Here is a 22434-nt window from a genome sequence, read left to right as displayed (position 1 = left end):
CGCAGCGACGCCCCCGCCGGCCCGGTGGGGGCGTCGAACGGTTCGTCAGCTCTCCGGCAGCGGCAGCGCCTCGGCCAGCTCGGCGACCGCCTCCGGCTCGCCCTGCACCGTCACCGCCGTCTTCGCGCCGCGTCCGAACAGGAACAGCACCAGCTCGCCCGGCTCCCCGGTCACCGTCACCAGGGACCGCGCCCCGCGACGGATCGTCACCTCCCGGCCGTCCGGCCGCGCCAGCCGCAGCGAGACCGCCGGGCGCGATTCGCCCAGCCGGGCCGCCATCGGGACCCGCCGCCACAGCGCCTCCGCCAGTTCGGCCGACACCGGCTCCGGTTCGAACGGGACCGCCCGGCGGACGTCCTCCGCGTGCACGAAGTACTCCAGCAGGTTCGCCGCCTCGTCCACCCCCGGCAGGTTGAACGGCGAGAACGCCGGCGGCCCCGAGCGGAAAGACTTCACCAACTGCTCGTACGGGCGCCTCGCCGCGCGGTCCTGCACCCGCCGAGTCCACCTCGCCAGCGCGTGCACCTTGATCCCGGCCGCCGCGTCCGGCCGGCCCTCCCGCACCACCAGATGGGCCACCAGATCCCTGGTCAGCCACCCCCCGCACAAGGTCGGCCCGTCCGGGCCGGCCGCCGACAACAATCCGGTAAGACGGGCACGCTCGGCCCGTGCAAGGCTCGACATGCCGCACAGCCTACGCAGCAGGTCGGGCCTTGAACGTTGGCGCGCACGTGATCCTGCACGCACCTGACGGGTGGGGTCAGGCCTTGAAGGTCAGGGCGCAGGTGATGCCGCGGAACCCCTGCTGGTAGAACTCCAGCGGCAGCCCGACCGAGGTGGCGTGGCGCGGGCCGTCGGCGGTGCGCTGGAGGGCCTGCGTCGTCGGGGCCTTGCACAGCTCGGTCAGGGTGCGGAAGATCGCCGGGAGGTCGGCCAGACCGTCCGGCAGGTCCGCGTTGGCGATCGCCTCGGCGTCGTGCGGCTGGTCGCAGGGGACGGCGATGGGCTGCTGCACCTTGCTGAGCCGCGGGACCTGGAAACACGTGCCCGGGGTGAAGTACGGGTACGGAATTTCCTTGGTCGGACTCGGTGAAGGTGCCGGGGAGGAACTGGGTGGAGGCGGTGGAGCGGCGGCCGGCCGGTGCGGCTCGGGCCACAGCAGGACGGCGGCCAGGGCCGCCAGAAGGACCGCCACTACCGCAGTCAGGACCGTCTTCTGTCGCCCACTCATGCCAACCCCCTGGTTCCACCGCCATTGTGATGGTTCGGCGATGGGCGCGGCAGTGCTTTTCGGACATCTGTTTGCGAAGCCTTTGCCTGCGAATCAGTAGGATGACCGGCCAGTTGAAAGGTCGCCGAGGGAGGGCAACTGTCATGGGGGACGGCGGATTTCGGGTCGAACCGGGCGCACTCGATCGATATGCGTCACTGCTTGCCGAGCAGTCCGAACTGCTGAGCAGGATCGCGTCGGCCACCGCCGCGATCACCATCTCGTCCAACGCCTTCGGGCACCTGCCGAACGCCCAGCACCTGGCTTCGGCGTACCAGGAGCACGCGAACGCCAACAAGGAGAACGTCGGCGTGCTCGGCAACGCCGTCAACAACACCTCCGAGGGGCTGGCGGGCGTCTCGCAGAACTACATGGACCACGAGGACCACGTGGTGCGCACGATGGGCGGTGGCCTGTAATGGCGGGCCGTTCCTCCAACAACAACAGGGTCTCGACCCCCGCCCCGTCGCGCCGGATCACGCCGCCCCCGCCGCCCCCGCCGCGCCCGGCCCCGCAGCCGTCGCGCCCGGTGACGGATCCGCGGACGTTGGGACGCACCCCACAGCAACAGGCGCCGCAGCCGCGTGTTCCGCAGCAGCCGCAGATGCCGCACCCGCAGCAGCCTCCGCAGGTGCAGCACCCGCAGCAGCCTCCGCAGGCGCAGCACCCGCAACAGCCTCCGCAGGCGCCGAATCACCCGACGGGCGGCGATGACGGTGGCGCCGACGGGGTCGGGGCGGTCGATCCGCGGGACGGCTGGTTCAAGGGCAAGCTGAAGGGCTCGGCCTCGACCATCCTCGACGGCCTGACCCAGCGCGGTACCGAGTGGGCCGGCGACCAGATCTTCGGCCCGAAGGACCCGCCGGCCGCCGAGCCGGGCGCCGGCGAGGGTGGCGGCGAGGGCGGCGGGGGTGCCTCCGGTGGGCCGGTCGGGCGGCCGGCGCCGGGTGATGGCTGGGAGGACCTCATTCCGCGCGGCCCCGGGCGGGACCCGGGCTACGACCCGGACCCGGGTTTCCACTTCGACCCGGGCCGCGGTGCCGGGGGTGGCGGCGGTATGTGGAGCGGCCCCTACCCCGTCGATCCGGGCAGCATGCCGGGCGGCCTGGGCGGAATGCTCGGTGCCAGTGACGCCTACGCCTGGGCGCACGCCCGGGTCGAGCAGGCGATGGCGCACCTGCCCCCGGCCCAGCACCCCGACCGCAACGGCCTGGGCGGCATGCTCGACGAGGCGGTCGAGTGGGCGCTGGAGCAGTCCGGCCTGATCGAGATGCTGGAGAAGGTCACCGGCAACCTCGCGGAGCTGAACGCGGCCGCCGAGGAGTGGCAGGCGCAAGCGCACGCCGTGCAGTCGGTCGCGACCGAACTGCGGGGCGGCGCGGTGCCGCTCTCCGAGGCGTGGGCGGGCGGCGCCAGCGACGCGTTCGGCGGTCACATGGGCGAGGTCGCGGACGCGCTCGACCAGACCGCGCAGGGCATGCTGGAGACCGCGCAGATCATCAACTCGGCGGCGCAGGAGTGCGCGATGGCCGAGGGCATGGTGATCGAGATCATCAGCGAGGCGATCGAGGCGCTGATCGTGTCGCTGGCCGCCGAGGCGGTGATCGCGGTGTTCACCATGGGCATCGGCCTGATCGCGGACGCGCTGATCACCGAGGCGGAGATCGCCGTCTTCGTGGCCCGGGTGGGCCGGGTCTCGACCCAGCTGGCGCAGAAGCTGGAGGCGCTGCTGAAGGCGCTGAAGGAGATGGGCCAGGCGGTGAAGGCGGTTCGCAACCTGAGCAGCGTCAGCCGGGCGCTGAAGCAGGTCAAGAACGTGAAGACCGCGGTCCAGGGCATGCGGGAGCTGGAGCAGGGCGAGGGGATGATCGCCAAGGCCGCCCAGCAGCTTGACGGTGAGGCCAGCAAGTGGGCCAACAATCAGTTCCGAGACCTGCTCGGCATCGAGGACGACGACCCGGTGCAGCGCGGCGACGGCACGGTCAAGGGCACTTTGAAGGCGGCCGGCCAGTCCGCGATGGCGGTCGGCAAGGAGGGCCTGAAGAGCCCCGTCAACAAGGAAGCGATCAAGCAGGAGCTCCTGCACGACGTGGGCCTGGCCAACGACCCGGCGCCGTACCGGGTGGACGAGTCGCGGATCGCGACCGCGTTCGGCTGAGAGATGACCGAGGCCCCGCCGCCGTACCCGGGTACGGCGGCGGGGCCTCGTCGTGCGGTCCGTGCGGTCAGCGCCCGGCCGTCGCCGCGCGGAACGCCTCGCGCTCGGCCTCGTCCTCGAAGTCCAGGGCGATCCAGGAGCCGTCCGCGAACAGCAGGTCCTGGCGGGCGGCCCAGATGTCGTTCGGGGTGTCGGGGCGCAGCCACCAGCTGCCGAGCGGGAGTTCGTACATCGGGACGGCGCGGTAGTGCTGCTTGGCCTGCAGGAGGTCCCAGCGGCTGAGGATCAGCAGCCGGCGGTCCGTCAGCAGCACGGTGAAGTAGTCGTGGTCGGCCCGCAGCTTCTCGCCGGGCGTGGTCCGTACCGCCCGCCAGAACTGCCGGGCCGTCGAGCCCTCGTCGCCGCTCAGCGAGCCGCCGTGCATCGGCCGGCGGATCGCCCGGTAGGCGCGCCGGGTCAGCGACAGGCCGTACGGGCGCCGCAGGTGGATGTCCGGGGTGAACCAGAAGACGAACCAGCGCGGCAGGAAGTACAGCAGGAAGCCGTACCAGAGCCGCACGAAGAAGTTGTAGATCCACGCCAGCGGGGCGTGGCTCGCGGCGCGGACGGTGTCGCGGTCCCACCAGAGCGGTGCGAGGCGGTCCAGTTTCATCGCCCAGGTGCCGATCATCGGCTCGCCGGGGTAGAGGTGTTCGCCCGCCGTCCGCTGGAGCAGGTGGTGACCGAAGGCGACGGTCGGCATTGGTTGCGGCTGGTACTGACTCACCCGGCAAATCCCCCATCGTGCAGAGCGGTTCTGTTTTTCGTCGGGGGTCAAACTACCGCCCTGGCGGGGCCGCCCGGGCCGGCTGGGCCCGCCTGCGAGAATGGACTGCATGTCGATCAACCCCGCCGCCCCCGGCAGCACCGCCCTGGACCCGGCGATCGCCGCCCGCCTCAAGCGCACCCCGGACGGTCTGGTGCCCGCCGTCGCCCAGCAGTACGACACCGGCGAGGTGCTGATGCTCGGGTGGATGGACGACGAGGCGCTGCACCGCACCCTGACCACCGGCCGCTGCACGTACTGGAGCCGCAGCCGCAACGAGTACTGGGTGAAGGGCGACACCTCCGGTCACTTCCAGCACGTCAAGCACGTCGCGCTGGACTGTGACGGCGACACCCTGCTGGTCAAGGTCGACCAGGTCGGCGCGGCCTGCCACACCGGCGAGCGGACCTGTTTCGACGCCGATGTGCTGCCGCTGTCCCGCTAGCCTGTTCCCGACCACCCGCTCTCTCATCTGATCGGTGCCCCATGGAACTTGAGGCTTTCCGCGCGCTCGCCGCAGACACCCGGGTCATTCCCGTCACCCGCCGGCTCCTCGCGGACGGCCTCACCCCGATCGGCGTGTACCGCAGCCTGGCGGCCGAGCGGCCCGGCACCTTCCTGCTGGAGTCCGCCGAGCAGGGCAGCTGGACCAGGTACTCGTTCGTCGGGGTGCGCTCCGGCGCCGTTCTGACGGTCGGCCAGGACGGCGGCGCGCGCTGGCTGGGCGAACCGCCGGTCGGCATCCCGACCTCCGGCGACCCGCTGGAGGTGCTGCGTGCCACGCTGGCCGCCCTGCACACCCCCCGGCACCCGGACGACGGCCTGCCGCCGCTCACCGGCGGCCTGGTCGGCTACCTCGGCTACGACGTGGTCCGCCGCCTGGAGAACCTGCCGAACCTCACCCCGGACGACCTGCGGCTGCCCGAGCTGACCATGCTGCTGGCCACCGACCTGGCCGTGCTCGACCACGCGTCCGGCACCGTGCTGCTGATCGCCAACGCCGTCAACCACAACGACCTGGCCACCGGCGTGGACGAGGCGTACGCCGACGCGGTGGCCCGGCTGGACGCGATGGAGGCCGACCTGCGCCGCCCCGTCGACCCGGGCCTGGCGACCTGGACGCCGACCGAGGTGGACGCGCACTCGCCGTTCGGCGGCGAGCCCTACCGCAAGGCGGTGGAGGTGGTGAAGGAGCGGATCCGGGCCGGCGAGGCGTTCCAGGTGGTGCCCTCGCAGCGCTTCGAGGCCCCCTGTGAGGCGTCCGCGCTGGACGTCTACCGGGTGCTGCGCACCACCAACCCCAGCCCGTACATGTACCTGTTCCGCTTCCCCGGCCCGGACGGCGGCGCGGAGGGCGGCTTCGACGTGGTCGGCTCCAGCCCGGAGGCGCTGGTCAAGGTCGCCGAGGGCGAGGCGATGGTGCACCCGATCGCCGGGACCCGGCACCGCGGCGCCACCGCGCTGGAGGACGCCGAGCTGGCCGCCGAGCTACTGGCCGACCCGAAGGAGCGGGCCGAGCACCTGATGCTGGTCGACCTGGGCCGCAACGACCTGGGCCGGGTCTGCGCACCGGGCTCGGTCGAGGTGGTGGAGTTCATGGCGGTCGAGCGCTACAGCCACGTGATGCACATCGTCTCCACCGTCACCGGCAAGGTCGCCGAGGGCCGCAGCGCGCTCGATGTGCTCACCGCCTGCTTCCCGGCCGGCACGCTGTCCGGCGCGCCCAAGCCCCGCGCCATGCAGATCATCGAGGAGCTGGAGCCGACCCGGCGCGGCCTGTACGGCGGCTGCGTCGGCTACCTGGACTTCGCCGGGGACTCGGACACCGCGATCGCGATCCGCACCGCGGTGATCCGCGGCGGCACCGCGTACGTGCAGGCCGGGGCGGGCGTGGTCGCCGATTCCGACCCGCACGCCGAGGACACCGAGTGCCGCAACAAGGCCACCGCGGTGCTGCGGGCGGTCGCCGCCGCGAACACGCTGCGCTGACCGACCCGGCAGCGGGCCGCCGCGTGCGGTCGGGGACACTGGTCGGGTGAGTGAGACCCCCGCTGCATCCAAGTCCCGTGGCCCCCTCGCGCTGATGCTGCTGCTGACCGCGCTCGGCGCCACCCTGCTGCTGACCTCCGTCGGCCGCACCTGGGCGGAGGGGGTGGTCGCGGGCACGGACGGCGGCCGGATCGCGGTGCACGCCTCCGGCAGCACGCTGACCGGCCTGCCGACCGGCATGGCGCTGGTGGCGATGGCCGCCGCCGTCGCGGTGTTCGCGGTGCGCGGCCGGGCCCGGATGCTGGTGGGCGCGCTGACGGCACTGGCGGGCGTGGGCGCGGTCGCCGGGGCGGTGATCGGCCGCACCGACACCGCGGGCCTGCACGCCGCCGCGGCCGGGCAGCTCGGGCTGACCAGCGGCCACGCCGAGCAGATCACCCGCACCGGCTGGCCGTGGGTGGCGCTGGCGGGCGGCCTGCTGCTGGTCGTGGCGGGCGCGCTGACCGTGCGCTTCGGCCGCAACTGGCCCGCGATGGGCTCCCGTTACGAGGCCCCGACCCGCAGCCGTCCGGCCGGGAAGGCCCCGGCGGGCGCCAACAGCCCCGCTGACCTGTGGAAGGCGCTGGACCGCGGCGAGGACCCCACCGGCTGAGTGTGCTCGGCACCACGGTGGCCCCCGCTTGGGGACGCCGTGTTCGGCCCGGCACAATGGGGGTGTCAACCCGTCGAGCGCCGCCCAGGACCGCCCGAGCGGGGCCCAGGTAGAACAAGGAGCAGCATCAATGGCTTCAGCAGCGCACGGCCACACTCCCGCCGCGTGGACCGGCGTGGTCATTTCCTTCGTCGGTTTCTGCGTGGCCGGCGTGGCCATGATCATGCCGAACGTCGTGCTGACCATCGCGGGCCTCGCCGTGGTCCTGGTCGGTGGCGTCGTCGGCAAGGCGATGTCGATGGCAGGCATGGGCAAGCAGCCCAGCAAGAACTTCGCGCCGGCGCCCACCGAGGAGCGCAGCGCAGTCACCGCGGCCTGACCGCGGGACACGGTACGAACGGCGGGCCGCGCGCCCGCCGTTCGGCGTTTTCCGGCGCGTCCTCGGGGCCGGCCCGGGCACAATCGTGGCCGTGAACGCTCCCACTGCCGGCTTTGCGCCGCGCCGCCTGGTCCGCCCGCTGGCGGCGCTGGTCGCGGTGGCGATGCCCACCGCGTTCGTCGCCGCGGTCGACCCGAACACCCCCGGCCACTACCCGGTCTGCCCGGTGCTGCAGGCCACCGGCTGGTGGTGCCCCGGCTGCGGCGGGCTGCGCTGCGTGCACGCGCTGACCAGGGGCGAGCTGCTGACCGCCGCCCACGACAACCTGCTGGTGACGCTGCTGGCGCTGGCCGCGCTCGCGCTGTGGCTGCGCTGGACGGTGCGGGCGCTGCGCGGCCGCCCCGCCGGCTTCCGGCTGACCGGCCGGCAGACGGTCGTGCTGATGCTGGCGCTGGCCCTGTTCGCGGTGCTCCGCAACCTGCCGATCGGCGCCGGGCTCGCGCCCCCGGTGGTCTGAAACCCCGTTCCCGGCGGTCCCGGACCGGCCCGGAACGCGCGCCCGGCGGTCCGCCGATCGAGACGCACGCCGGTCGGATGCGGAGTGCGCCCCCCCGGGCCCGATTTCGCGGTGCTCCGCAACCTGCCGATCGGCGCCGGGCTCGCGCCCCCGGTGGTCTGAGAGCCCCGTTCCCGGCGGTCCCGGACCGGCCCGGAATGCGCGCCGGGCGGTCCGCCGATCGAGACGCACGCCGGTCGGATGCGGAGTGCGCCCCCCGGGCCCGATACCATCGAAAGGCCGGGGGTGTGCACCTGTGTCCCCGGCCACACCAGCGAAACATGATGGGGGCGCACGCGTGACTGTGCTCGACGAGATCATCGACGGGGTCCGGCAGGACCTCGCCGAGCGACAGGCCCGGACCTCCCTGGACGAGCTCAAGGAGCTCGCGGCGAAGGCACCCGCGGCGAAGGACGGCGTGGCCGCCCTGCGCGGCGACGGTGTCCGGGTGATCTGCGAGGTCAAGCGCTCCAGCCCGTCCAAGGGCGCGCTGGCGGCGATCGCCGACCCGGCCGCGCTGGCGGTCGACTACGCGGCCGGCGGGGCCGCCGCGATCAGCGTGCTCACCGAGCAGCGCCGCTTCGGCGGCTCGCTGGCCGACCTGGACGCGGTGCGTGCCGCGGTCGAGACGCCGATCCTCCGCAAGGACTTCATCGTCACCGCCTACCAGCTGTGGGAGGCCCGCGCGCACGGCGCGGACCTGGCGCTGCTGATCGTTGCCGCGCTGGAGCAGCCGGCCCTGGTCTCGCTGATCGAGCGGGCCGAGTCGATCGGGCTGACCCCGCTGGTCGAGGTGCACGACGAGGAGGAGATCGCGCGCGCGGTGGACGCCGGCGCGAAGATCATCGGCGTCAACGCCCGCAACCTGAAGACCCTCGAGGTCGACCGGAACACCTTCGGCAACGTGGTGGACGCCATCCCGGCGCACATCGTCAAGGTCGCCGAGTCCGGGGTGCGCGGCCCGCACGACCTGATCACCTACGCCAACCAGGGCGCCGACGCGGTGCTGGTCGGCGAGTCCCTGGTGACCGGCCGCGACCCGCGCACCGCGGTCGCCGACCTGGTCGCCGCCGGGGCGCACCCGGCGCTGCGCAACAACGGGCGGGGCTGACCCTCCGCCATGTCGATCGCCACCCGCCTCGCTCCCGGCTGCCGCCCGCGCGGCTGCCGCGCGCCCGCACGCCGGGCGCTGGGGCGGCGGGTGCGCTACGTGATCGGCTGCGAGCCCGGACAGGTCCCCGGACGTCGATGGCGCGGAACCTGCGGCTGAGCGGGCCTGTCCGGTCGATCTTGTCGGAAAGGCGCGCGGCGTCGGGCGCCCGGCTGGGAGTGCCGGCGAACCGTCCTCGTACTGGGTGTACTTGGATGGTTTGTCGGTGCTTCCAGGCGGGATGATCCGGCGTCGCGCGCCCGGCAAGATCGGCCGGACAGGCCCGGGCCGCCCGTTTCACCTGCACGCCGTCAACTTCCAGACAGAGGACTGTCCATGTCCGAGCTCAACGTTCCGGGTACCCAAGTCCCGGACGCTCGCGGTTACTTCGGCGCCTACGGCGGCCGCTTCATCCCGGAGGCGCTGGTCGCCGCCGTCGAGCAGGTCGCCGAGGAGTACGAGAAGGCCAAGAACGACCCGGCGTTCGCCGCCGAACTCGACGCCCTGCTGAAGGACTACACCGGCAGGCCCAGCCCGCTGACCGACGTCCACCGGTTCTCCGCCGAGGCCGGCGGGGCGCGGGTGCTGCTCAAGCGCGAGGACCTGAACCACACCGGCTCGCACAAGATCAACAACGTGCTGGGGCAGGCGCTGCTGACCCGCCGGATGGGCAAGACCCGGATCATCGCCGAGACCGGCGCCGGCCAGCACGGCGTGGCCACCGCCACCGCCTGCGCGCTGTTCGGCTTCGACTGCACCATCTACATGGGCGAGGTCGACACCCAGCGGCAGGCCCTGAACGTCGCCCGGATGCGGATGCTGGGCGCCGAGGTGATCCCGGTCAAGTCCGGCAGCCGCACCCTGAAGGACGCCATCAACGAGGCGTTCCGCGACTGGGTCGCCAACGTCGACTCCACCCACTACCTGTTCGGCACCGTCGCGGGCCCGCACCCGTTCCCGATGATGGTGCGCGACTTCCACCGCGTCATCGGCATCGAGGCCCGCCAGCAGGTGCTGGACCGCACCGGGCGGCTGCCCGACGCGGTGGTCGCCTGCGTCGGCGGCGGCTCCAACGCGATGGGCATCTTCCACGAGTTCATCCCGGACGCGGGCGTGCGCCTGATCGGCTGCGAGGCGGCCGGTGACGGCGCCGACACCCCCAAGCACGCCGCCACCCTGACCAAGGGCGACCCGGGCGTGCTGCACGGCTCGCGCACCTACGTCCTGCAGGACGAGGACGGCCAGACCATCGAGTCGCACTCGATCTCGGCCGGCCTGGACTACCCGGGCGTCGGCCCCGAGCACGCCTGGCTGAAGGACACCGGACGGGCCGAGTACCGTCCGGTCACCGACCGCGCCGCGATGGAGGCGCTGCGGCTGCTGTCCCGCACCGAGGGCATCATCCCGGCCATCGAGTCCGCGCACGCCCTGGCCGGCGCGCTCGAACTCGGCCGCGAGCTGGGCCCGGAGGCGACCATCCTGGTCTCGCTCTCCGGCCGCGGCGACAAGGACATGCACACCGCAGCCGAGTACTTCGGCCTCTACGACGACGCCGAGGGGACCAACTGACCATGGCCGACACCAAGCTCACCACCGCCCTCGCCGCCGCCAAGGCCGAGGGCCGGGCCGCCCTGATCGGCTACCTGCCGGCCGGCTTCCCGACCGTCGACGGCGGCATCGCCGCGATCAACGCGCTGATCGAGGGCGGCTGCGACGTCGTCGAGGTCGGCCTGCCGCACTCCGACCCGGTGCTGGACGGCGCGGTCATCCAGACCGCCGACGACATCGCGCTGCGCGGCGGCGTCAAGATCAAGGACGTGCTGCGCACCGTCGCCGAGGTCTCCGCCGCCCACCCGGCCGTGCCGGTGCTGGTGATGACCTACTGGAACCCGGTGGACCGCTACGGCGTCGCCCGGTTCGCCGCCGACCTGGCCGCGGCCGGGGGAGCGGGCTGCATCCTGCCCGACCTGCCGGTCGAGGAGTCGGTGGAGTGGCGCAAGGCCGCCGCGGAGCACGGTCTGGACACCGTGTTCGTGGTCGCCCCGTCCTCCAAGGACGCTCGCCTGGCCGAGGTCACCGCGGCCGGCTCCGGCTTCGTCTACGCCGCCGCCGTGATGGGTGTCACCGGCACCCGGGCCGCGGTCGGCAACCTGGCCGAGGACCTGGTGGCCCGCACCCGCGCCACCACCGCGCTGCCGGTCTGCGTCGGCCTGGGCGTCTCCAACGCCGATCAGGCCGCCGAGGTCGCGGCCTTCGCGGACGGCGTGATCGTCGGCTCGGCGTTCGTGCAGCGCCTGCTGGACGCCGCCGAGCCGGCGGCCGGCCTGGCCGCCGTCCGGGCGCTGGCCGCCGACCTGGCGTCGGGCGTGCGCCGCAACTAGCGCTCGAGGCCGAGAGCCGTCCGGGGAGCATCCCCGGGCGGCTCTTCGCCGTTCTCGGGCCGCCACCTGATCGGGTGAACTGCCCGGGCCGCGCGGTGATCTTGTCGAGGTTCAGGCCGTTGAACCCGTCGACGGCCGGTCGGCGAAAGGGCGTGCGGATGGCGCGGGTGCACAAGGCGGTCCTGCTGCGGGCGCTGGCGGCCGGCCTGGCGCTGGCCGCCGCGCTGGCCGGAACCGGCGGCGTGGAACGGGAGTTGGCGCGCCGGGGTGCGGAGCGGGCGGTGGTGTGCCAGCAGGCGGGGGCGGAGTGCGGGCCGGCGGGGCGATGATCCGAATAATCGGGCGTATGACCGCATAGCGTCACTCATCCGGCGTAACCGGCGAATGTGGAGGAACCGCACCCCATCCCCTACGGTTCATCAGGCAGGAAACGGTGGAGCGTGCCCGAGGGGGAACTGATGGCCAGTCAGCAGGCCGAACACGGCCGGGTGAGCGGGTTTCGCCGGGTGGTGGACGGTTCGGCGGCGGAGTGGTTCGGGCTGGTGGTGCGGCTGGGCCTGGCCGTGGTGTGGGGCTGGGCCGGACTGGCGAAGGTCTCCGACCCGGCGGAGGCGGCGCAGGCCGTACGGGCCTACCAGATCCTGCCGGAGTCACTGGTGAAGCCGGTCGGCTGGGGGCTGCCGTTCCTGGAACTGGCGCTGGCGGTGCTGCTGGTGCTCGGCCTCGGCACCCGGGTCGTCGCGGTGATCTCCGCGACGCTGCTGGTGCTGTTCATCGCCGGCATCTCCTCCGTCTGGGCGCGCGGCATCTCGATCGACTGTGGCTGCTTCGGCGGCGGCGGCGCGGTGAGCGAGTCGCAGACCAAGTACATCCAGGAGATCCTCCGCGACACCGGTTTCCTGCTGATGTCGGCCTGGCTGATCTTCCGCCCCCGCACCAAGCTCTCGGCGGACGCCTGGCTGGCCGCCTGACCGTACCCCGTCCCGCAGCACTCATCCGAAGAGAACCGATCCCTGGACCATGGCAGAGCACCTCATGAGCGAGAAGAACGAAGAAGGCAAGCGCAGCGCCCGTGAGCGGATGCTGGAGGAACGGGTCGAACAGGAGGCCCGGGCGAAGCGGAAGAAGAAGCTGATCGTCGGCGGCGCGGTGATCGCCGTGATCGCCGCCGCCGTGGTGGTCGGCGTGGTGGTGCAGAACAACCGCTCCAAGCCGGAGACGCCGACCGCCGCCCCCGCGGGCACCATCGGCGACAAGAACCTGATCATCCCGGTCGGGTCCGCCAACGCCCCGTCCACCCTCACCGTCTACGAGGACCCGCGCTGCCCGGCCTGCGGCGGCTTCGAGCGCGCCTTCTCGCCGACCATCGACCAGTTGGAAGACGCCGGCAAGATCTTCGTCAACTACCACATCGTCTCGTTCATCGACCGCTCGCTGGGCGGCAACGGCTCCAAGTACGGCGCCAACGCGCTGGGCTGCGCGCAGAACGCCGGGCACTTCCGGGACTACCACGACGTGCTCTACCGCAACCAGCCCGGCGAGACCGAGGACACCTTCGGCAGCAAGCAGACCCTGATCGACCTGGGCAAGCAGGTGCCGGGCCTGGACAACGCCGAGTTCCAGTCCTGCGTCAACACCAACAAGTTCGGCGGCTGGGTCTCCGCCGTGCAGCAGGACTTCGACAAGTCCAGCTTCAAGTCGACGCCCACGGTGCTGCTCAACGGCGAACCGATCTACCCGAAGAAGGGCGACGAGCAGATCAGCACCGACAACCTGGTGAAGTGGGTGGACCAGGCCAACCAGGGCAAGCAGTTGGGCACCCCCGGCTCGCACGGGCAGAGCCCCGCGCCGACCTCGACCGCCGGCGAGTCCAACAACACGCCCTCGCCCTGATCGCTCGGAGGCCCGACCGGGAGGCTTGACGTTTCCGTGACCCGTTCCGGTGCCGATGCGGCGGGCGGGACACGGTAGCGTCGAGGGTGTCATGGATCTCGCATACATTCCGAGCCCGTCGCGGGGCGTCCTCTACCTAGGACCCATCCCGCTGCGCGCCTACGCGTTCTGCATCATCATCGGTGTCGTCGTGGCCGTGTGGCTCGGCAGCAGGCGCTGGGTCGCCCGCGGCGGCGGCAAGCACACGGTCGGCGACATCGCCGTCTGGGCGGTGCCGTTCGGCCTGGTCGGCGGTCGGCTGTACCACGTCATCACCGACAACCAGCTGTACTTCGGTGAGGGAAAGCACCCGATCGACGCGCTGAAGATCTGGCAGGGCGGCCTCGGCATCTGGGGTGCCGTCGCGCTCGGCGCGGTCGGCGCCTGGATCGGCGCCCGCCGCCGCGGCGTCCCGCTGCCCGCCTGGGCCGACGCGGTCGCCCCCGGCCTCGCGCTCGCCCAGGCCATCGGCCGCTGGGGCAACTGGTTCAACCAGGAGCTGTACGGCAAGCCCACCACGCTGCCCTGGGGCCTGGAGATCGACAAGACCCTGCCGAACGGCGAGGTCGTCACGGGCACCTACCACCCGACCTTCCTGTACGAGTCGCTCTGGTGCGTGCTGGTCGCGGTGCTGGTGATCTGGGCCGACAAGCGCTTCACCCTCGGCCACGGCCGAGCCTTCGCGCTGTACGTCGCGCTCTACACGCCGGGCCGGTTCTGGACCGAGTGGCTGCGGATCGACGAGGCGCACCGCTTCTTCGGCCTGCGGCTGAACGACTGGACGGCGATCGCCCTCTTCATCGGCGCGGTGGTCTACCTGGTGGTCTCCGCGCGGCTGCGGCCCGGCCGCGAGGACCCGGACGAGATCGACCCGGCTGCCACCCTGGAGCGCGCCGAGGCGGCGGCCCGGGAGGCCGGGGCGGAGCCGGTCGCGGACGCGGCGCCCGGCAAGGGCGAGGGCGAGGGTGGTCCGAAGGACGGCGACGGAACTGCCGCGGACGCCGCGGACTCCGAGGATTCCGGGGACGACAAGGGCGTCAAGAGCGCCAAGGATTCCGAAAAGTCTTCCTGAGTACGTGAGTTGACCCCGTTGGGGCCGCCCCTGCCGCAGTCGGCGGAGGCGGCCCCAACTGCCTTTGGGCAGGCTTACTTTGCTGGAAAGTCGCAGGTCAAACGGCTAGTTTCGAGGGGCACCAGCAGCCCTGGCCGGAACATGCGCCCCGGGGGGCCTTCGCCGTGCCCGGAAGGGGAGCCGCAAGCATGAGCACCATCACTGCCGACCAGCACATCGACAGCCCGCAGCCCCGGATTCCCGCCGACGGCCACCACCGGGACGTCAACGGCGGCTGGCTGCGGCCGGCCGTGTTCGGCGCGGTGGACGGCCTGGTGTCGAACTTCGCGCTGATGACCGGCGTGGTCGGCGGGGCCGCCGAACCGAGCACCGTGGTGCTGACTGGACTGGCCGGCCTGGCGGCCGGCGCGTTCTCGATGGCCGTCGGCGAGTACACCTCGGTGGCCTCCCAGCGCGAGCTGGTGGAGGCCGAGCTGGAGGCCGAGCGGATCGAGCTGAAGCGCAACCCGCAGGGCGAGCTGGCCGAGCTGGCCCAGCTGTACGTGGCCAAGGGCGTCGACCCGGAGCTGGCCATGGAGGTCGCCCGCCAGCTGTCCGCCGACCCGGACACCCTGCTCGCCGTGCACGCCCGCGAGGAACTCGGGGTGGACCCGGAGGACCTGCCCTCGCCGCTGGTCGCCGCCGGATCCTCGTTCGCCTGCTTCGCGCTCGGCGCGCTGCTCCCCGTGCTGCCCTACCTGCTGGGCGCCACCGCGCTGTGGCCGGCCGCGCTGCTGGCGATGCTCGGCCTGTTCGTCTGCGGTGCGGCGGTGGCCCGGGTGACCGCCCGCACCTGGTGGTTCAGCGGCCTGCGCCAGCTGGCGCTGGGTGGCGCGGCGGCGGTCGTCACCTTCCTGCTGGGCCGGCTGATCGGCGGGGCGATCGGCTGACCGGGCCTTCGGACGGGCCTGTACGAACACCCAGACCTCTGCATGTTTATGCAGAGGTCTGGGTGATGTTGCACACATGGGCACGGGCTGCCCCCTTGCCCTAGTCTCAACATCCGGTCGCCGACCCGCACAATCCCAACCGTGGTCGGCATCCCGCTCGCGGAATCCCAGGTCAACCTCTGGCAAAGGTCCTTCCGGGGCGTTTCGCCCCTGTTTCGACCCTCTCGACCCCGGGCACACTGGTCGGGACGCGCGACGCTGCGCCTACCCTCCAGCCGCCCCGTGACCTGGGGTCGCGTCCGCGATACGGACGCAGAATTCCACTTCCCGGGACACCCGGCATCATGTAACCTGCACCGACCAAATCGCATCAGGGCCAACGTCGTCCCTTTGCATCAAGCAACTGATCACGACGACGGGAGAGCCGATGCTGTCTGCATCCATGCACTCCGGCCACGAGGACGCCCGGGCCACCGGCCCCTACGCCCTCGTTCCGGACGCGCGTCCCCAGGCCCAGGGTCTGTACGACCCGCGCAACGAGCACGACGCCTGCGGCGTCGGCTTCGTGGCCACGCTGACCGGTGTCGCCGACCACCGGATCGTCGAGCAGGCACTGACCGTGCTGCGCAACCTGGAGCACCGCGGCGCCACCGGCGCCGAGCCCGACTCCGGTGACGGCGCGGGCATCCTGACCCAGATCCCCGACGCCTTCCTGCGCGCCAACGTCGACTTCGAACTCCCCGCCGCCGGCTCCTACGCGGTCGGCATCGCCTTCCTGCCGCAGGACGACGAGGCGACCGACGCCGCCGTCGCCCGGATCGGCGCGATCGCCGCCGAGGAGGGCCTGACCGTCCTCGGCTGGCGCGAGGTCCCGACCGCCCCCGAGCTGCTGGGCTCCACCGCCCGCTCCGTCATGCCGCGCTTCCGGCAGTTGTTCCTGTCGCACGGCGAGCGCGCGGGCATCGAGCTGGACCGGGTCGCGTTCGTGGTGCGCAAGCGCTCCGAGCGGGAGGCCGGGGTGTACTTCCCGTCGCTGTCCGCGCGGACCCTGGTCTACAAGGGCATGCTGACCACCGGGCAGCTGGAGCCGTTCTTCCCCGACCTGTCGGACCGGCTGTACGCCTCCGCGATCGGCCTGGTGCACTCGCGGTTCTCCACCAACACCTTCCCGAGCTGGCCGCTCGCCCACCCGTACCGCTTCGTCGCGCACAACGGCGAGATCAACACGGTCAAGGGCAACCGCAACTGGATGACCGCCCGGGAGTCCCAGCTCGCCACCGACCTGATCCCCGGCGACCTGGGCCGGATCTTCCCGGTCTGCACCCCGGAGCACTCCGACTCGGCGTCCTTCGACGAGGTGCTGGAGCTGCTCCACCTCGGCGGCCGCTCGCTGCCGCACGCGGTGCTGATGATGATCCCGGAGGCGTGGGAGAACCACGCCACCATGGACCCGGCCCGCCGCGCGTTCTACCAGTACCACTCCAACCTGATGGAGCCCTGGGACGGCCCGGCCTGCGTCACCTTCACCGACGGCACCCGGATCGGCGCCGTCCTCGACCGCAACGGCCTGCGCCCGGCCCGGTACTGGATCACCGAGGACGGGCTGGTCGTGCTCTCCTCCGAGGTCGGCGTGCTCGACATCGAGCAGGACAGGGTCGTCAAGAAGGGCCGCCTGCAGCCCGGCCGGATGTTCCTGATCGACACCGCCGAGCACCGGATCGTCGAGGACGAGGAGATCAAGTCCGCCCTCGCCGCCGAGAACCCGTACGAGGAGTGGGTCGCCGCCGGGCAGATCCAGCTCGCCAAGCTCCCCGAGCGCGAGCACATCGCCCACACCCACGCCTCGGTGACCCGCCGGCAGCAGACCTTCGGCTACACCGAGGAGGAGCTGCGGGTCATCCTCGCGCCGATGGCCAAGACCGGCGCCGAGGCGCTCGGCTCGATGGGCACCGACTCGCCGATCGCCGCGCTCAGCGAGAAGCCGCGCCTGCTGTTCGACTACTTCACCCAGCTGTTCGCCCAGGTCACCAACCCGCCGCTGGACGCCATCCGCGAAGAGCTGGTCACCTCGCTGCACAGCAACCTCGGCCCCGAGGGCAACCTGCTGGACGCCACCCCGGCGCACTGCCGCTCGGTCGGCATCACCTTCCCGGTGATCGACAACGACGAGCTGGCCAAGCTGATCCACATCAACGCGGACGGCGACCAGCCCGGCCTGAAGGCCGTCACCCTCTCCGGCCTGTACAAGGTCGCGACGGGTGGCCAGGGCCTGGCCGCCCGGCTCGCCGAGATCGCCGCCGAGGCCGACGCGGCGATCGCCGAGGGGGCCCGGATCATCGTGCTCTCCGACCGGCACTCGGACGCCGAGCACGCCCCGATCCCGTCGCTGCTGCTCACCTCGGCGATCCACCACCACCTGATCCGCACCAAGCAGCGCACCCAGGTGTCGCTGCTGGTCGAGGCCGGTGACGTCCGCGAGGTGCACCACGTCGCGCTGCTGATCGGCTACGGCGCCGGCGCGGTCAACCCGTACCTGGCGATGGAGTCCGTCGAGGACCTGGTGTCCCAGGGCGTGTTCGTCAAGGGCGAGCCCGAGAAGGCGATCAAGAACCTGATCAAGGCGCTCGGCAAGGGCGTGCTGAAGGTGATGTCCAAGATGGGCATCTCCACCGTCGCCTCCTACCGCGGCGCGCAGGTCTTCGAGGCCATCGGCCTGTCCCAGGAACTGGTGAACGCCTACTTCGCGGGCACCACCACCAAGCTCGGCGGCATCGGCCTGGACGAGATCGCCAAGGAGACCGCCGCCCGGCACGCCAAGGCGTACCCGGCGTCCGGCATCTCCGCCGCGCACCGCGCGCTGGAGATCGGCGGCGAGTACCAGTGGCGCCGCGAGGGCGAGCCGCACCTGTTCGACCCGGAGACGGTGTTCCGGCTCCAGCACTCCACCCGCACCAAGCGCTACGACGTCTTCAAGCAGTACACGGACCGGGTGAACGCCCAGTCCGAGCGGCTGATGACGCTGCGCGGCCTGTTCCAGCTGGACGGGCTCGGCCGCACCCCGATCTCCGTCGACGAGGTCGAGCCGGTCTCCGAGATCGTCAAGCGGTTCTCCACCGGCGCGATGTCGTACGGCTCCATCTCGATGGAGGCGCACGAGACGCTCGCGATCGCGATGAACCGGCTCGGCGGCAAGTCCAACACCGGTGAGGGCGGCGAGGACCCGGAGCGCCTGCACGACCCCGAGCGCCGCTCGGCGATCAAGCAGGTCGCGTCCGGCCGGTTCGGCGTCACCTCCGAGTACCTGGTCAACGCCGACGACATCCAGATCAAGATGGCCCAGGGCGCCAAGCCCGGCGAGGGCGGCCAGCTGCCCGGCCACAAGGTCTACCCGTGGGTGGCGAAGACCCGGCACTCCACCCCGGGCGTCGGCCTGATCTCCCCGCCGCCGCACCACGACATCTACTCGATCGAGGACCTGGCTCAGCTGATCCACGACCTCAAGAACGCCAACCCGGACGCCCGCATCCACGTGAAGCTGGTGTCGGAGGTCGGCGTCGGTACGGTCGCCGCGGGTGTGTCCAAGGCGCACGCGGACGTGGTGCTGATCTCCGGTCACGACGGCGGCACCGGCGCGTCTCCCCTCACGAGCCTCAAGCACGCCGGCGGCCCCTGGGAGCTCGGCCTCGCCGAGACCCAGCAGACCCTGCTGCTCAACGGCCTGCGCGACCGCATCGTCGTGCAGACCGACGGCCAGCTGAAGACCGGCCGCGACGTGGTCATCGCCGCCCTGCTCGGCGCCGAGGAGTTCGGCTTCGCGACCGCCCCGCTGGTGGTCTCCGGCTGCATCATGATGCGGGTCTGCCACCTCGACACCTGCCCGGTCGGCGTCGCCACCCAGAACCCGGTGCTGCGCGAGCGGTTCACCGGCAAGCCCGAATTCGTGGTCAACTTCTTCGAGTTCATCGCCGAAGAGGTCCGCGAGCTGCTCGCCGAACTGGGCTTCCGCTCGATCGAGGAGGCCGTCGGCCACGCCGAGCACATCGACGCCCGGGCCGCGATCGACCACTGGAAGGCCGCCGGGCTCGACCTGGCCCCGCTGTTCCACGTCCCCGAGCTGCCCGAGGGTGCCGCGCTGCACCGCACCACCGAGCAGGACCACGCGCTGGACAAGGCGCTCGACAACCAGCTGATCGAACTCGCCGAGGACGCCCTGGAGCGCGGCGACGCCGTCCGCATCCAGCTGCCGATCCGCAACGTCAACCGGACCGTCGGCACCATGCTCGGCCACCGGGTCACCAAGAAGCACCGCGGCGAGGGCCTGCCCGAGGGCACCATCGACGTCACCTTCACCGGCTCGGCCGGCCAGTCGTTCGGTGCGTTCGTCCCGCGCGGCGTGACGCTGCGACTCGAGGGGGACGCCAACGACTACGTCGGCAAGGGCCTGTCCGGCGGCGTGATCGTGATCCGCCCGGCCCGTGACGCCGCCGCGATCGGCGCCGACGCGCAGCACCACGTGATCGCCGGCAACACCATCGGCTACGGCGCCACCGCCGGCCGGATCCACCTGCGCGGCAAGGCCGGTGAGCGTTTTGCCGTCCGCAACTCCGGTGCCACCCTGGTGGTGGAGGGCGTGGGCGACCACGGCCTCGAGTACATGACCGGCGGCCGGGTCGTCATCCTCGGCGAGACCGGCCGCAACCTGGCGGCGGGCATGTCCGGCGGCATCGCCTACGTGCTGGACCTGCGCCCCGCCAACGTCAACAGCGGCATGGTGGGCATCGAGGCCCCCAACGCCGCCGACCGCGAATGGCTGCGCGAGACCGTGCAGCAGCACTACGAGGAGACCGGCTCCACCGTCGCCGCCGAACTCCTCGCCGACTGGGGCAGCGGAGTCTCCCGCTTCTCCACGATCATGCCGACCGACTACAAGGCAGTGCTCGCCGCCAAGGACGCCGCTGAGCGCGATGGCCTCTCCGAGGCCGACACCACCGCGAAGATGATGGAGGCGGCACGTGGCTGACCCCAAGGGCTTCCTGACCACGCCCAAGCAGCTGGCGGAGCGCCGTCCGGTGGACGTGCGACTGCGCGACTGGAACGAGGTCTACGTCGAGCGCAGCCTCCTTCCGATCATCACCAAGCAGGCCGGACGCTGCATGGACTGCGGCATCCCGTTCTGCCACAACGGCTGCCCGCTCGGGAACCTCATCCCCGAGTGGAACGACCTCGCCTACCGGGACGACTTCGTCGGCGCCATCGAGCGCCTGCACGCCACCAACAACTTCCCGGAGTTCACCGGCCGCCTGTGCCCCGCCCCGTGCGAGTCCGCATGCGTGCTCGGCATCAACCAGGACGCGGTGACCATCAAGAACGTCGAAGTCACCATCATCGACAAGGCCTGGGACCGGGGCGGCGTCACCCCGCAGGTCCCCGAGCGGCTGTCCGGCAAGACCGTCGCCGTGGTGGGCTCCGGCCCGTCCGGCCTGGCCGCCGCCCAGCAGCTCACCCGGGCCGGGCACACCGTCGTCGTCTACGAACGCGCCGACCGGATCGGCGGACTGCTGCGCTACGGCATCCCCGAGTTCAAGATGGAGAAGCGCCACATCAACCGCCGCATCGAGCAGATGCGCGCCGAAGGCACCCGGTTCCGCACCGGCGTCGAGGTCGGCGTCGACCTCACCGGGCAGGACCTGCGCTCCCGCTTCGACGCCGTGGTGATCGCGGCCGGCGCCACCACCGCGCGCGATCTGCCCGTCCCCGGACGGGAGTTGAACGGCATCCACCAGGCGATGGAGTACCTGCCGCTGGCCAACAAGGTCCAGGAGGGCGACTACGTCGACTCCCCGATCTCGGCCAAGGGCAAGCACGTCGTCGTCATCGGCGGCGGCGACACCGGTGCCGACTGCGTCGGCACCGCGCACCGTCAAGGCGCCGCGTCCGTCACCCAGTTGGAGATCATGCCGCGACCTTCGGACTTGCGTCCGGCCGGGCAGCCGTGGCCGACCATGCCGATGACGTACAAGGTGACCTCCGCGCACGAGGAGGGCGGGGAGCGGATCTACTCGGTCTCCACGACCCACTTCGCGGGCGACGCGGACGGGAACGTGCAGGAGCTGCACCTGGTCGAAGTCGCCTTCAAGGACGGCAAGTTCGAGCCCGTGCCCGGGAGCGAGAAGGTGATTCCCGCTCAGCTGGTCACCCTCGCCATGGGTTTCACCGGGACGGACGTCAAGAACGGTCTCGTGGAGCAGCTGGGTGTCGAGCTCGACGCCCGCGGAAACGTCGCCCGTGACGGCAAGTTCGGCACCAACGTTGATGGGGTGTACGTTTGCGGTGACGCCGGTCGCGGCCAGTCGCTGATCGTCTGGGCGATCGCGGAAGGCCGTTCGGCCGCCGCGGCGGTCGACACCTACCTGGGCGGCAAGACGGCGCTCCCCGCGCCGATCAAGCCGACCGACCGTCCCCTGGTGGTCTGACCACCTCACAAACACCGACCCGCCAGAGTCGCCGGGATCCGGTCGACGCCTGCCCCTTTCCCCGACCAGGTTTAGGGCAGGCGTCGTTGTTTTTCTGGAAGGGCGGAAGGGTGCGAAACCGGGGCGCGGGCAACTGCGCGAAGCGGAAGGCACCCGACCGCAAGATCGCGACGCGGGACAACGACTTGCACGTGATCGCGACCTTGCGGATGTGGTGTGCGCTTGTCGCGCAGTTCCGCCCCCTCGGCTTCGCCTGGGGGTACCCCCAGCGCCCCTGTTTTCGCAGCCGCCTGCCTAGGCTCTATGCGCTCGGCACCTTGTCCAGGAAGCCGACGACAGTCGCGATGCGGCCGTCCTCCGTTGCCGTGAGGACGTCGAAGCCGATCACCAGGGCCTCGTCCGCGCCTTCCTGGGCGAGTTCCCAGGTGAAGCGGGCGACGTTGTGGTGGGTGTCGACGGGGCCGCCGAGGCGGAAGGTGAGGCCGGGGAACTGGGACTGGACGGCGGCGAGGGTGGCGTCGAACTCGTCGCGGCCGCGGGTGGCGGTCAGGGGGTCGGTGTAGGTGCCGTCGGTGGCCCAGACGTCGTCGATGAGCTTGCGGCGGGCGGTCGGGTCGGTCTCGTTCCAGACGGCGAGGTAGCGCTCGACGATGTTGTGCAGGTCCATGGTGGGCTCCGTTCCGGGTGG

22 protein-coding genes are annotated in these 22434 nt (G+C 71.8%); 18 read left to right on the top strand and 4 right to left on the bottom strand.

The window, feature by feature from the left end; genetic code table 11:
* Window positions 1-45: 45 nt before the first annotated feature.
* Both ACFYS8_RS27915 and ACFYS8_RS27910 read right to left on the bottom strand, forming a co-directional pair.
* Window positions 46-684: a TIGR03085 family metal-binding protein gene (locus tag ACFYS8_RS27915; protein ID WP_387645854.1), complete on the bottom strand. Its 639-nt coding sequence runs from the start codon at window positions 682-684 to the stop codon at window positions 46-48.
* A 76-nt stretch (window positions 685-760) separates the two neighbouring features.
* Entirely contained in the window at window positions 761-1231 is a 471-nt protein-coding gene (locus ACFYS8_RS27910; RefSeq protein ID WP_387645852.1) for a septum formation family protein, read from the bottom strand.
* Between the two features lie 143 nt (window positions 1232-1374).
* On the opposite strand from ACFYS8_RS27910, the gene ACFYS8_RS27905 reads away from it, so the two are divergent.
* Both ACFYS8_RS27905 and ACFYS8_RS27900 read left to right on the top strand, forming a co-directional pair.
* Window positions 1375-1689: a hypothetical protein gene (locus ACFYS8_RS27905; RefSeq protein ID WP_387645850.1), complete on the top strand. Its 315-nt coding sequence runs from the start codon at window positions 1375-1377 to the stop codon at window positions 1687-1689.
* A gap of 212 nt (window positions 1690-1901) precedes the next feature.
* Window positions 1902-3428, top strand: coding sequence for a WXG100 family type VII secretion target (locus ACFYS8_RS27900; protein ID WP_387645848.1), 1527 nt, complete (start codon window positions 1902-1904; stop codon window positions 3426-3428).
* A 67-nt stretch (window positions 3429-3495) separates the two neighbouring features.
* On the opposite strand, the gene ACFYS8_RS27895 is transcribed toward ACFYS8_RS27900, so the two are convergent.
* Entirely contained in the window at window positions 3496-4194 is a 699-nt protein-coding gene (locus ACFYS8_RS27895) for a hypothetical protein (protein ID WP_387645845.1), read from the bottom strand.
* A 109-nt stretch (window positions 4195-4303) separates the two neighbouring features.
* Between ACFYS8_RS27895 and hisI the strand changes: the two genes are divergently transcribed.
* From hisI to ACFYS8_RS27815, 16 genes are all read left to right on the top strand, one after another.
* Window positions 4304-4678: a phosphoribosyl-AMP cyclohydrolase gene (gene hisI / locus ACFYS8_RS27890; protein ID WP_387645842.1), complete on the top strand. Its 375-nt coding sequence runs from the start codon at window positions 4304-4306 to the stop codon at window positions 4676-4678.
* Window positions 4679-4719: 41 nt separating this feature from the next.
* On the top strand, window positions 4720-6222 hold the full coding sequence (locus tag ACFYS8_RS27885; RefSeq protein WP_387645840.1) for an anthranilate synthase component I: 1503 nt from the start codon (window positions 4720-4722) through the stop codon (window positions 6220-6222).
* Between the two features lie 46 nt (window positions 6223-6268).
* The gene (locus tag ACFYS8_RS27880) at window positions 6269-6874 is read left to right on the top strand and encodes a TIGR02234 family membrane protein (protein ID WP_387645838.1); all 606 of its coding nucleotides are present in this window, start codon (window positions 6269-6271) and stop codon (window positions 6872-6874) included.
* Window positions 6875-7004: 130 nt separating this feature from the next.
* Window positions 7005-7253, top strand: a complete 249-nt coding sequence (locus ACFYS8_RS27875) for an HGxxPAAW family protein (RefSeq protein WP_387645835.1) — start codon at window positions 7005-7007, stop codon at window positions 7251-7253.
* A gap of 91 nt (window positions 7254-7344) precedes the next feature.
* A complete protein-coding gene (locus tag ACFYS8_RS27870) occupies window positions 7345-7770 on the top strand; it encodes a DUF2752 domain-containing protein (protein ID WP_387645832.1) in 426 nt (141 codons plus the stop codon).
* Window positions 7771-8107: 337 nt separating this feature from the next.
* Complete coding sequence (gene trpC / locus ACFYS8_RS27865) at window positions 8108-8920, top strand: indole-3-glycerol phosphate synthase TrpC (protein ID WP_387645829.1); 813 nt, start codon at window positions 8108-8110, stop codon at window positions 8918-8920.
* Between the two features lie 9 nt (window positions 8921-8929).
* Entirely contained in the window at window positions 8930-9079 is a 150-nt protein-coding gene (trpM, locus tag ACFYS8_RS27860; protein ID WP_360291891.1) for a tryptophan biosynthesis modulator TrpM, read from the top strand.
* A 216-nt stretch (window positions 9080-9295) separates the two neighbouring features.
* Window positions 9296-10528, top strand: a complete 1233-nt coding sequence (trpB, locus tag ACFYS8_RS27855; RefSeq protein ID WP_387645825.1) for a tryptophan synthase subunit beta — start codon at window positions 9296-9298, stop codon at window positions 10526-10528.
* A 2-nt stretch (window positions 10529-10530) separates the two neighbouring features.
* Complete coding sequence (gene trpA / locus ACFYS8_RS27850) at window positions 10531-11340, top strand: tryptophan synthase subunit alpha (RefSeq protein ID WP_387645823.1); 810 nt, start codon at window positions 10531-10533, stop codon at window positions 11338-11340.
* A 158-nt stretch (window positions 11341-11498) separates the two neighbouring features.
* A complete protein-coding gene (locus ACFYS8_RS27845; RefSeq protein ID WP_387645820.1) occupies window positions 11499-11669 on the top strand; it encodes a hypothetical protein in 171 nt (56 codons plus the stop codon).
* Window positions 11670-11798: 129 nt separating this feature from the next.
* Complete coding sequence (locus ACFYS8_RS27840) at window positions 11799-12311, top strand: MauE/DoxX family redox-associated membrane protein (protein ID WP_387645818.1); 513 nt, start codon at window positions 11799-11801, stop codon at window positions 12309-12311.
* Between the two features lie 64 nt (window positions 12312-12375).
* Window positions 12376-13233 carry a thioredoxin domain-containing protein gene (locus ACFYS8_RS27835; RefSeq protein WP_387645816.1) on the top strand — a complete coding sequence of 286 codons (858 nt, stop codon included), beginning with the start codon at window positions 12376-12378 and terminating at the stop codon, window positions 13231-13233.
* A 91-nt stretch (window positions 13234-13324) separates the two neighbouring features.
* Window positions 13325-14344 (top strand): prolipoprotein diacylglyceryl transferase, encoded by a 1020-nt coding sequence (gene lgt, locus ACFYS8_RS27830; RefSeq protein WP_387645814.1) that lies wholly within the window; start codon window positions 13325-13327, stop codon window positions 14342-14344.
* A gap of 188 nt (window positions 14345-14532) precedes the next feature.
* Window positions 14533-15273 (top strand): VIT1/CCC1 transporter family protein, encoded by a 741-nt coding sequence (locus tag ACFYS8_RS27825; protein ID WP_387645812.1) that lies wholly within the window; start codon window positions 14533-14535, stop codon window positions 15271-15273.
* Between the two features lie 427 nt (window positions 15274-15700).
* Complete coding sequence (gltB, locus tag ACFYS8_RS27820; protein WP_387645809.1) at window positions 15701-20293, top strand: glutamate synthase large subunit; 4593 nt, start codon at window positions 15701-15703, stop codon at window positions 20291-20293.
* Window positions 20286-21746, top strand: coding sequence for a glutamate synthase subunit beta (locus ACFYS8_RS27815; RefSeq protein ID WP_387645807.1), 1461 nt, complete (start codon window positions 20286-20288; stop codon window positions 21744-21746). The genes gltB and ACFYS8_RS27815 overlap by 8 nt, the downstream gene beginning before the upstream one ends.
* Window positions 21747-22047: 301 nt before the next feature.
* On the opposite strand, the gene ACFYS8_RS27810 is transcribed toward ACFYS8_RS27815, so the two are convergent.
* Window positions 22048-22413 carry a nuclear transport factor 2 family protein gene (locus ACFYS8_RS27810; RefSeq protein ID WP_387645804.1) on the bottom strand — a complete coding sequence of 122 codons (366 nt, stop codon included), beginning with the start codon at window positions 22411-22413 and terminating at the stop codon, window positions 22048-22050.
* Between the last annotated feature and the right edge of the window lie 21 nt (window positions 22414-22434).

The sequence above is a fragment of the Kitasatospora sp. NPDC004615 genome (genome assembly GCF_042873545.1).
Classification (GTDB): domain Bacteria; phylum Actinomycetota; class Actinomycetes; order Streptomycetales; family Streptomycetaceae; genus Kitasatospora.
This window is presented reverse-complemented; position numbering and strand designations above follow the sequence as displayed.

Coding starts and splice junctions, on each gene's coding strand:
- ACFYS8_RS27915 (WP_387645854.1), bottom strand. CDS start 684: ATGTCGAGCCTTGCACGGGCCGAGCGTGCCCGTCTTACCGGATTGTTG.
- ACFYS8_RS27910 (WP_387645852.1), bottom strand. CDS start 1,231: ATGAGTGGGCGACAGAAGACGGTCCTGACTGCGGTAGTGGCGGTCCTT.
- ACFYS8_RS27905 (WP_387645850.1), top strand. CDS start 1,375: ATGGGGGACGGCGGATTTCGGGTCGAACCGGGCGCACTCGATCGATAT.
- hisI (WP_387645842.1), top strand. CDS start 4,304: ATGTCGATCAACCCCGCCGCCCCCGGCAGCACCGCCCTGGACCCGGCG.
- ACFYS8_RS27885 (WP_387645840.1), top strand. CDS start 4,720: ATGGAACTTGAGGCTTTCCGCGCGCTCGCCGCAGACACCCGGGTCATT.
- ACFYS8_RS27875 (WP_387645835.1), top strand. CDS start 7,005: ATGGCTTCAGCAGCGCACGGCCACACTCCCGCCGCGTGGACCGGCGTG.
- trpM (WP_360291891.1), top strand. CDS start 8,930: ATGTCGATCGCCACCCGCCTCGCTCCCGGCTGCCGCCCGCGCGGCTGC.
- trpB (WP_387645825.1), top strand. CDS start 9,296: ATGTCCGAGCTCAACGTTCCGGGTACCCAAGTCCCGGACGCTCGCGGT.
- trpA (WP_387645823.1), top strand. CDS start 10,531: ATGGCCGACACCAAGCTCACCACCGCCCTCGCCGCCGCCAAGGCCGAG.
- ACFYS8_RS27845 (WP_387645820.1), top strand. CDS start 11,499: ATGGCGCGGGTGCACAAGGCGGTCCTGCTGCGGGCGCTGGCGGCCGGC.
- ACFYS8_RS27840 (WP_387645818.1), top strand. CDS start 11,799: ATGGCCAGTCAGCAGGCCGAACACGGCCGGGTGAGCGGGTTTCGCCGG.
- ACFYS8_RS27835 (WP_387645816.1), top strand. CDS start 12,376: ATGAGCGAGAAGAACGAAGAAGGCAAGCGCAGCGCCCGTGAGCGGATG.
- lgt (WP_387645814.1), top strand. CDS start 13,325: ATGGATCTCGCATACATTCCGAGCCCGTCGCGGGGCGTCCTCTACCTA.
- ACFYS8_RS27825 (WP_387645812.1), top strand. CDS start 14,533: ATGAGCACCATCACTGCCGACCAGCACATCGACAGCCCGCAGCCCCGG.
- gltB (WP_387645809.1), top strand. CDS start 15,701: ATGCTGTCTGCATCCATGCACTCCGGCCACGAGGACGCCCGGGCCACC.
- ACFYS8_RS27810 (WP_387645804.1), bottom strand. CDS start 22,413: ATGGACCTGCACAACATCGTCGAGCGCTACCTCGCCGTCTGGAACGAG.